The following is a 4,924-nucleotide window of genomic DNA, read 5'->3' on the forward strand; positions in this document are numbered from 1 at the left end:
TTATTTTTATTTCCTTCGATTCATCCTCCTTCTCCATCCTTTCCCATCGCCATCTGTTTTTGAGCGTATTTCATTCACTCCGTCGGGAATCCTCGCGGAGATCCTGAGGATGTTCCCCGATGTCCTCCTCGGATTTGCGGATTCCTGCAGAAAGGGAGTGAATTTAATAAATAATCCAACTGATTATTCCCACCTTTTAAGGAAATGAGACTGTGCCAAACAGAAGCAAAGGACCGATGGTCAAATGGATCATGGGACTCAGGCGAAGCGATCGGGGTTTGCTACTGCTCCCTTTTTTGACAGAACCTTTTCGAAGAAGAAAGATTGTTAACCGAACTCAATATGACTTCATGAAGGTAAGCTTTCGGGGGTCAAATCAGATCAATCACATCTTAAAAAATAGAGATGGTTATTTTTTGTACAGCGATTTGAAGTGGTGTGATCCGCTCGGTAGTTACTTTTTTCAACGGAATAAAAAATGCAGAAAGACAGATTTCCGGATAAATGATCGGCCAGTCGCTTTTTTTCCTGCTACTGTATTGGATTCTTCTTTCTGAGCAAATTAATTTATAGGTGATGGATATGTGGGAAACGCTGATACAAAGTTTGCTTCAGCCGCGGATCTTGATTGGAGCGGTCGCCTCTTTCATCATACCGTATGGAATATCCAAACTTTATTACTGGATTCGATCATAAGAGGGAGAATGCCATGATCAAACGCCGGAAACCGAAAAAGACTCTATTGCAAACAAAAAAAAACTCGGATGAGACGCCGTGTTGCTTCCATGAAGATCTCGTTTCCAACCTGTTGATGATCGAAAACGAGATCGGTCAAAACGCTGATCTGAAGATGCGAACATTCCGGCTTGGCTCGACGGATCGCAAAGTCGCCTTGGTTTTTTTGGAAAGCCTGATCGACCGTGGTTTAGTCGAGGATAAAATCATGCAATCTCTAATGTTTGCCTTTGATATCAATCATCCTGACCGAGAGTTATCAGGGGAAGAGGAGCTGTCGGATTTTATTGCCAACCATATCCTGACCATTGAAAACGTGAAAGAAGTTCGTTTTTTCAAAGATTTGCTGATCGAGATCGCCAGAGGAAACACGGCTTTATTTATTGATGGTCTGTCAGTCGCTCTGGTTCTGGGAACGCAGAAGTACCAAACGCGCTCTATTGAGGAACCGATATCGGAAGCTTTGGTTCGCGGCCCGCGATCCGGTTTCAACGAATCGCTTGATGTAAATATCGCCCTGCTCCGCCAGGGTTTGACCACCCCTGATTTAACCCTTATCGAGTATACGTTGGGAAGGCGAACCCGGACAAAACTGGTTGTTGCTTTTATGAAGGGGATTGCCGATCCGGAAATTGTAAGTGAAGTGAAGCAGCGGCTTAACCGGATTGATGTGGATGAAGTGCTTGAATCCGGTTATGTGGAGCAATTGATTGAAGATAACCCGTTTTCTCCTTTTCCGCAGATCCAATATACCGAGCGGCCCGACCGGGTTATCGCTGCCCTGTTGGAAGGGAGAGTAGCCATTTTGTTGGAAGGAACCTCATTTGTGTTGATGGTTCCGACCACTTTCCCCATGTTACTGCAGTCACCAGAGGATTATTATGAACGTTGGATTCCGACCTCCCTTCTTCGTTTGATGCGTTATCTCGCTGCCTATATTTCCTTATTGCTCCCTTCTATATATATCTCGTTCGTTTCCTTTCACCAGGGGTTAATACCGACGAAATTGGCCATCTCCATGGCGCAAACCAGGGAAGGAGTGCCGTTTCCTTCCTTTATTGAAGCGCTGATCATGGAGATTTCCATTGAGATTTTGCGGGAAGCGGGGCTCCGCCTGCCCAAGCCCGTCGGACAAACGGTGGGGTTGGTCGGCGGTTTGGTTGTCGGGGAAGCCGCGGTAAGTGCGGGTATTATCAGCCCGATCATGGTGATTGTTGTCTCCCTCACCGCCATTTCCTCATTTGCCATCCCCAATTACGGCGCCGGGATCGCGCTCAGGCTATTGCGCTTTTTGGCCATGTTTAGCGCCGCGCTGTTCGGTCTCTATGGCGTAATTCTGTTTTTCCTGGCCATTACCATTCATCTGTGCCGATTGGAGAGTTTTGGCGTGCCCTATGTTGCACCGACGATTCCTTACAGTCTTTATGAATGGAAGGATTTTATTATACGCTTTCCTCTGAGAAACATGAAACAGCGCCCAAAAATGATGAACACAAAGAATCCTGTGCGCAAAAAGTAGCGCGTCCAAGGAAGTGGGGCAACTTGATCATCCGTCCAAAAAATCGAATCACCATGCAGGAAGCCGCGATTGTTACTTCTTCTATTATGTTGGGTTCAGGTGTGCTCACATTGCCACGAACCGTAACGGAAAAAACCGGTACGCCAGATGGATGGATCTCCGTGATCTTGAGCGGAATGATTGCCGTGTTGGCGGGAATTATGATGGCCAAGCTAAGTCAACGCTTCCCTGGGCAAACCTATTTTGAATTCAGTCAGCATTTGGTGGGAAAATGGGTCGGCCGTCTGCTCAATTTCCCTCTGGTTGTCTACTTTATTGTTCTGGGAGGGTACGAGATTCGCTCGATGGCTGAGGTCAACAGTCTTTATCTTCTCCCGAGAACACCGACTGCAATAACAATGGTTTTATTCATATGGGTCGGGGTTTATCTGGTTACGGGAGGTTTGACGCCAATCGCCCGTTTATCCAGCCTTCTTCTTCCGATCACGGTTTTGATCTTTCTCATGACTCTGGGTTTAAGCCTGAAAGTTGTCGATTTCAACAATTTACGTCCTGTGATGGGATTTGGCGTCATGCCCGTGATCAAGGGAATCACGCAAACAGTCTTGTCCTTCAGCGGGTTTGAGGTCATTTTGTTTTTGACCGCGTTTATGGAGGATCATCGCCAAGCTGTTAAATCGGTCATCATCGGTATCTCTGTTCCCACATTTTTTTATATCATTATCGTTGCGTTTGCGGTTGCCACATTAGGGCTGGAGGAGACTGCGAGAATCACCAGGCCTACTGTCACCATGATCCGCTCATTTGAAGTTACGGGAGTCATCTTTGAGCGATTTGAGTCTTTTCTGCTGGCAGTATGGATGTTGCAGATTTTCACCACTTACGTGTGTTATCACTATCTCGCCTCAATAGGCTTGTCCAGTATCTTTGGCAAGGAGTTCAAAACATGGACTTACTGGATTTCTCCTTTGATCTATCTGTTCGCAGCCTTGCCGTCCGATATCAATGAGCGCTATTTAATCGGATATATAATGGGGTATGTCCTGCTGGCTTTCATCGGGATCATCATTCCGGTTTTATGGGGAATTACCTGGCCGAAGGGGAAAAAACATGGATAGGAATCACTCTTGGAAACGTCTGTTATTCATCGTTATATCGATTGGGAGCCTGATCACCGTTTCCGGATGCTGGGACAGCCGTGATATTGAAGATATTTCTTTGGAAGTGGCTTCCAGTTTTGACATGGTGGATGATGACACAGTCGGGGAATCCGGGGATGAACAGGGGAAATCGTTTGTGGAGGTTACCATGCAATGTACCGTTCCGCAACAATCTGAAGAAAATGCAGATGGAGGGCAGAAAGGCAAAGCGTATAAAAATATCGTGTCCAGAGGAAGAACTGTGATGGAAGCGATTCGTAAAATGTCGCTGGAAGAGTCACGTCCTCCGTTTGGTCAGCATACAAAGATTGTTCTGATTGGTGAGAAGATGGCACGGTTGATGAATTTGCAGGGGGTGCTGAGTTTATATTTGCACACGTATGAAATCAGACCGAGTGCCAATATCCTGATATCTAAAGGAATAGGCCGCCATCTTTTGGAAGTGACCAGAAACACGGATATTCCCGGTATAAGGTTGCAGAGAATTTATCAAAATCATTATAAGACAAACGGAATATTGCCGCTGTTTACCATTGGCCAAACTGCAAGCAAAATGGCTTCCGATGCCAGTTTTCTCTTGCAGGCGGTCAAATTGGAAAAGGGAAAAGTCTTATTTGATGGCGGTGCTGTCATCAAAGGCAGTTCCAAGCGGCTGATCGGCTTTTTAACCCGTGAAGAAGTGGAAGGGTTGAATTGGTTGACCGGACAGGCCAAAGGGATTGTTCAGGTTTTTGATAAGGAAAAGCGACAGAATTTTGCTGTGGAGATCAAATCCATCGAGAGAACCGTCACTCCTTATATAAACGGAAACAAGATCTCGTTTGACGTGAATATCGAAGGAAAGGTGTCCTTATTCGAAACATGGCATATTCCCACGGATCTGCTCAACGAAGATCATGTCAAAAGTCTGGAAAAATTGGTGGAGAATGAGGTTAATCGTCTTGTTCATCTTACCCTGCATAAAATGCAAAAAAAATATAAGGTGGATGTGGCCGATTTCCGTGACCAGTTTCGCATTTCCTATCCAATCCAATGGTTAGAACTGAAAAATAAGTGGGATGATCACTTTAGAAAGGCGCAGATCAATACAAAAGTGAATATCCGAATTCTTGATCATGGGGAAAGAGGGAGAACGATGTAAATTCAGGAGAGAAAGGATGGAGAAGAGGCGGTAAGTCAACCGGACACCGGCCAAGAAGGAAGTTGAAAGTGAATCCGCGCCCCGGTGTCCGTAAAAAAACGATAAAAAAGTGTTGACAATCAAATAAAAGGGTAGTATATTTATTTTCGTCGCTGCTACGACAACATCTTGCAAAAAGCGAGAGAAGAAAACAAAAAAGTTGTTGACAAGCGTGACAGCGATGTGATAGAATATAAATTGTCGTCGTGATAAAAACGGCGGCGACGGAGAGTGTTCCTTGAAAACTAAAGAGTGAAGCATGACCTGTTAATTCTTTTTGAGCTAGATCTTTATCGGAGAGTTTGATCCTGGCTCAGGATGAACGCTGGC

General features: G+C 45.4%; 3 protein-coding genes. All 3 read left to right on the plus strand.

Annotated features, from left to right (window positions below; translation table 11 throughout):
• Nucleotides 1-709 precede the first annotated feature (709 nt).
• From I8U19_RS16995 to I8U19_RS17005, 3 genes are read left to right on the plus strand one after another with little or no spacing between them, the layout of a single operon-like run.
• Nucleotides 710-2,254, plus strand: a complete 1,545-nt coding sequence (locus tag I8U19_RS16995) for a spore germination protein (RefSeq protein ID WP_033101388.1) — start codon at nucleotides 710-712, stop codon at nucleotides 2,252-2,254.
• Nucleotides 2,255-2,277: 23 nt separating this feature from the next.
• Complete coding sequence (locus I8U19_RS17000) at nucleotides 2,278-3,372, plus strand: GerAB/ArcD/ProY family transporter (RefSeq protein WP_198056612.1); 1,095 nt, start codon at nucleotides 2,278-2,280, stop codon at nucleotides 3,370-3,372.
• A complete protein-coding gene (locus tag I8U19_RS17005; protein ID WP_198056613.1) occupies nucleotides 3,365-4,555 on the plus strand; it encodes a Ger(x)C family spore germination protein in 1,191 nt (396 codons plus the stop codon). Before I8U19_RS17000 ends, I8U19_RS17005 begins: the two co-directional genes overlap by 8 nt.
• The last annotated feature ends 369 nt before the right edge of the window (nucleotides 4,556-4,924 follow it).

This window comes from Thermoactinomyces sp. CICC 10523 (genome assembly GCF_016055105.1).
In the GTDB taxonomy this organism is placed as follows: Bacteria; Bacillota; Bacilli; order Thermoactinomycetales; family Thermoactinomycetaceae; genus Thermoactinomyces_A; species Thermoactinomyces_A daqus.

What these genes read in the sequence shown, in the direction of transcription:
- I8U19_RS16995 (WP_033101388.1), top strand. Translation starts at nt 710, where the DNA reads ATGATCAAACGCCGGAAACCGAAAAAGACTCTATTGCAAACAAAAAAA.
- I8U19_RS17005 (WP_198056613.1), top strand. Translation starts at nt 3,365, where the DNA reads ATGGATAGGAATCACTCTTGGAAACGTCTGTTATTCATCGTTATATCG.